At 68.5% G+C, this 4128-nt stretch carries 6 protein-coding genes; 5 read left to right on the top strand and 1 reads right to left on the bottom strand.

All coding sequences use genetic code 11. The features are described from left to right. On the bottom strand, positions 1-211 hold a 211-nt coding region (locus G6024_RS16030), incomplete at its 3' end, for a trehalose-phosphatase (protein ID WP_277355627.1). A gap of 229 nt (positions 212-440) precedes the next feature. Between G6024_RS16030 and ehuB the strand changes: the two genes are divergently transcribed. The 5 genes from ehuB to G6024_RS16005 all read left to right on the top strand — a co-directional run. Next, positions 441-1292: an ectoine/hydroxyectoine ABC transporter substrate-binding protein EhuB gene (gene ehuB / locus G6024_RS16025; RefSeq protein WP_200841581.1), complete on the top strand. Its 852-nt coding sequence runs from the start codon at positions 441-443 to the stop codon at positions 1290-1292. A gap of 29 nt (positions 1293-1321) precedes the next feature. Further along, positions 1322-2053: an ectoine/hydroxyectoine ABC transporter permease subunit EhuC gene (gene ehuC, locus G6024_RS16020; RefSeq protein WP_067711660.1), complete on the top strand. Its 732-nt coding sequence runs from the start codon at positions 1322-1324 to the stop codon at positions 2051-2053. Continuing rightward, positions 2050-2694: an ectoine/hydroxyectoine ABC transporter permease subunit EhuD gene (ehuD, locus tag G6024_RS16015; RefSeq protein WP_069388849.1), complete on the top strand. Its 645-nt coding sequence runs from the start codon at positions 2050-2052 to the stop codon at positions 2692-2694. Before ehuC ends, ehuD begins: the two co-directional genes overlap by 4 nt. Positions 2695-2743: 49 nt before the next feature. Next, positions 2744-3505 carry an ectoine/hydroxyectoine ABC transporter ATP-binding protein EhuA gene (ehuA, locus tag G6024_RS16010; protein ID WP_069388850.1) on the top strand — a complete coding sequence of 254 codons (762 nt, stop codon included), beginning with the start codon at positions 2744-2746 and terminating at the stop codon, positions 3503-3505. An 86-nt stretch (positions 3506-3591) separates the two neighbouring features. Beyond that, positions 3592-4128 (top strand): amidase family protein (locus G6024_RS16005; RefSeq protein ID WP_241728331.1); only part of this gene is annotated, 537 nt, incomplete at its 3' end.

Raw genomic sequence — 4128 nt, 5'->3', positions numbered from 1 at the left:
CCGCGCGGTTACGGCCGGACAGCAGGGCGACGGTGGTCCGGGGCAGCCCCGCCAGTCTCGCCAGGGCGTCCGCGGCACCGGGGGCGGGCACGGCCTTTGTGGGGTCGTCGACGAACGGGGCGAGCGTGCCGTCGTAGTCGCACGCCACCACGAGGGTGGGGGCGTCGGCGGCGCGGCGCAGCGCCTCGTCCAGGGTCTCGGCGGTGGTCATGGACGTCAGGATAGGCGCGCCGCCCGGACCCGGGCACCGCGAAAGCGCCCGGCACGCCATGTGACGCGTGTTACGTTAAGGAGACTCAAAGGCTGAAGTCGGGCGTCGGAAGGACGTACCGGTGAGCGCAGAGGATCGGGCACCGGGTGCGCCCAGTGTCCGACCGCGACCGGAAGGTGAGAAGACCATGGCACCATCAGTGCTTAGGACATCCGTACGCCGTCGTCCGATGAGCGTGATCGCCGCCGCCGCGGTGATCGGCCTGGGGCTCACGGGCTGTACCTCGACGAATTCCGACGACGACTCGAGTCTGCTGGAGACCCTGCAGGACCGCGGCAGCGTGACGGTCGGCTTCGCCGGCGAGGCGCCCTACTCGTTCCAGGAGAACGGCGAGCTCACCGGCGCCACGGTCGCCCTCCACCGCGAGATCTTCGGGAATCTGGGCATCGACACCGTCGAGGGCGTGAACGCGGACTTCGGTGCCCTCATCCCCGGTCTCCAGGCCAACCGCTTCGATGTGGTGAGCGCGGGCATGTCGATCCTCCCGGAGCGCTGCGAGCAGGCCGCGTTCAGCGAGCCCGAGTTCAACTACACCACCGCCCTCATGGTCGAGGAGGGCAACCCGATGAACCTCACGGACATGCAGTCCGTCGCCGAGAGCGGTGCGCGGCTCGCGACGATGACGGGCGCGATCGAGTCCGACTACGCCTCCGAGCTGGGTATCGAGAGCATGCAGGTCGCGACCCCCCAAGACGGGATGGACGCCGTCACCTCCGGGCGCGCCGACGTCTTCGCCCTGACCGGCATCTCGCTGAACTGGATGAAGAACAACAACCCCGACGCCCCCGTCGAGGTGACCGAGTCGTTCGTCGCGGAGATCAACGGCGAGCCGCAGGTCGGCGCGGGCGGTACCGTGTTCCGCACCGACGACCAGGAGCTCCTCGACGCCTACAACGAGGAACTGGCCAAGATCACCTCCGATCCGGAGAAGTACCTCTCCATCGTGGGTGAGTTCGGGTTCACCGAGGGGGAGCTCCCCGACCCCGCGCTGACGACCGCCGACCTCTGCGCCGGCGAGTGACGGTGCACGGAGTCCGGTGACGAACGACCGTGGAAAGTAACATCGAGGCCTTCCTGGAGGCGTGGCCCCGCTTCCAGGAAGGCATCGTCACCACCATCTATCTGACACTGGGCGGTGCGGCGCTGGGCTTCGCCATGGCGCTGGTCCTCGGCGTGGCGGCCGGGTCCCGCCTCATGGTGATCCGCGGGGTGTCGAGGACGATCGTCGAGTTCTTCCGGGGCACCTCGTTGCTGGTGCAGCTGTTCTGGCTGTTCTTCGTGCTGCCGCTGCTCGGCTACGAACTCGATCCGCTCTTCTGCGGAATCCTGGCGCTGGGACTCAACTACGGCGCGTACGCCGCCGAGGTGGTCCGTGGTTCGCTGGCCGCCGTCCCGACCCCGCAGAAGGAGGCCGCGGTCGCCCTCAACTTCTCGCCCTGGCATCGCATGTCCAAGGTCGTCTTCCCGCAGGCGTGGGTGCAGATGATCCCGCCGCTGAACAACCTCCTGGTCCAGCTCCTCAAGGGGAGTGCCCTGGCCAGCTTCATCCTGCTGCAGGACCTGACCTTCCACATCGGGGAGCTGCGCCGGGTGACCGGCGATACGGTGTTCGCCTTCGGCGTCGGGCTGATCCTCTACTTCGTCATCGCGTACGTCCTCACCCTGTTCATGAATCTCCTCGAGGTCCGGGCGAAGTCCCGACTGGGGGCGGGGCCGTCGCTCCGTGAGGTGCTCAGCCTGCGACCCGAACGGGTCAACGAGGCAGTGGGGGTGGGCCGATGAGCGTCGATTGGAGCTGGGAACGCGCCATCGAGAGCATCCCGATCCTGCTGGAGGGGTTCCGGATCACCCTGCTGGCCACCGTCGTCGGCTTCCTCATCGCCGCGGTGCTGGGACTGGTCGTCGCGATGGTGCGTCGCGCCGCGCCCGCCGTGATCACCGTGCCCCTGCGCCTGGTCACCGAGTTCATCCGCCTGACCCCGCTCGTCGTCCAACTGTTGTTCGCGTACTTCCTGCTCCCGCAGTTCACCGCGCTGCAGATCGGCATCGCCGTGATCGGCGTGCACTACGCGACCTATATGGCGGAGGTGTACCGCGCGGGCATCGACGCGGTCCCGACCGGGCAGTGGGAGGCCGCCCGGGCACTGTCACTCCCCGCGGGGCGCACCTGGCGTGCCGTCGTCCTGCCCCAGGCGATCCGCAACACGGTCCCGGCGCTCGGCAACTACGCGATCTCCCTGTTCAAGGACACCCCGTTCCTGTTCGCGATCACGGTGGTGGAGATGGTGACCGCCGCGCAGCAGTACGGCGCCCGCAACTTCCAGTACCTCGAGCCCATCACCCTCGCCGGGGTGATCTTCCTGCTCGCGAGCTACCCGACCTCGATCCTCATCCGGAGACTGGAGAAGTCCCTTGTCTACTGACCCCAGCACGCCGACGCGGCCGAGCACGCCGACAGGCGGCGAGTCGCCGATGGTGGTGTTCGAGAAGGTGGTCAAGCAGTTCGGCGACCACGTGGTCCTGGACCACCTCGACTTCACCGTGCGGCGGGGCGAGCGGGTCGCGCTGATCGGCCCCAGCGGGTCGGGCAAGACGACGATCCTGCGCCTGCTGATGACCCTCGAGGAGGCGAACGACGGCGTGATCTGGGTGGAGGGCGAACCCCTGACCCACCAGTTCAAGGGCGACACGCTGGTCAAGGCCTCCCAGAAGCACCTGCGCGCCGTCCGCTCGAAGATCGGGATGGTGTTCCAGCAGTTCAACCTGTTCCCCAACATGACGGTGCTCGAGAACATCACCGAGGCGCAGATCCACGTCCTGGGGCGGTCCAAGGGGGAGGCGGTGGAGCGGGCACGTGAGCTCCTCGACACGGTCGGTCTCGCGGACAAGGAGAACGCCCACCCGACCACGCTGTCGGGCGGGCAGCAGCAGCGGGTCGCCATCGCCCGGGCGCTGGCGATGGATCCCGATATCCTGCTCCTCGACGAGGTCACCTCGGCTCTCGATCCCGAGCTTGTCGCCGACGTGCTCGGGGTGCTGCGGATGATCGCCGAGTCCACCGACATCACGATGCTCATCGTGACCCACGAGATGGGGTTCGCCCGCGACGTGGCCGACCGCGTGCTGGTGTTCGATCAGGGCAAGATCGTGGAGGAGGGCACCCCCGAGGCCATCTTCACCGATCCCAAGCAGGACCGGACACGCACGTTCCTCAAGGCCGTCCTCGAACGGTGACCCGCCCCGTGTGGCGTGACGCTTGACCGTGACCCGGCCGCCTGTAGGATTGTCGACAATCAGACGGTTCCATGGAAGGCGCGCCGATGACCCTGTCGCACACGGCCCTCGAACTGGCCGACGGCTACCGCCGGGGCGAACTCTCCCCGGTCGATGCCGCCGAGGAGGTGCTCACCGCGATCGATCGGGTCGACGGCGAGATCAACGCCTTCTGTCACGTCGATCGTGACGCGACGCTGACGGCCGCGCGGTCGTCCGAGGAGCGGTACCACCGTGGTGAACCGCTGAGCCCGCTCGACGGCGTCCCCACCACGATCAAGGACATCTTCTACACCCGCGGCGTCCCGACGCTCCGGGGTTCCCGCCTCCTGGCCGACAAGCCCGGTGCGTCCGATCCCGCCTCGTGGCCCGACGACGCCCCTGTCACCTCGGCGGTCGGCGAGGCCGGGTGCGTGGTGATCGGCAAGACCACCACCCCGGAGTTCGCGTGGAAGGGGGTCACGGACAACACGCTCACCGGGATCACCCGTAATCCGCACGACCCGGGCCTCACCCCGGGCGGATCCAGCGGCGGGGCGGCGGCCGCGGTCGCCGCCGGGCTCGGCCAGCTCGCGCTGGGCACC

The organism is Dietzia maris, assembly GCF_014144855.1.
Taxonomy (GTDB): Bacteria; Actinomycetota; Actinomycetes; order Mycobacteriales; family Mycobacteriaceae; genus Dietzia; species Dietzia kunjamensis.
This window is presented reverse-complemented; position numbering and strand designations above follow the sequence as displayed.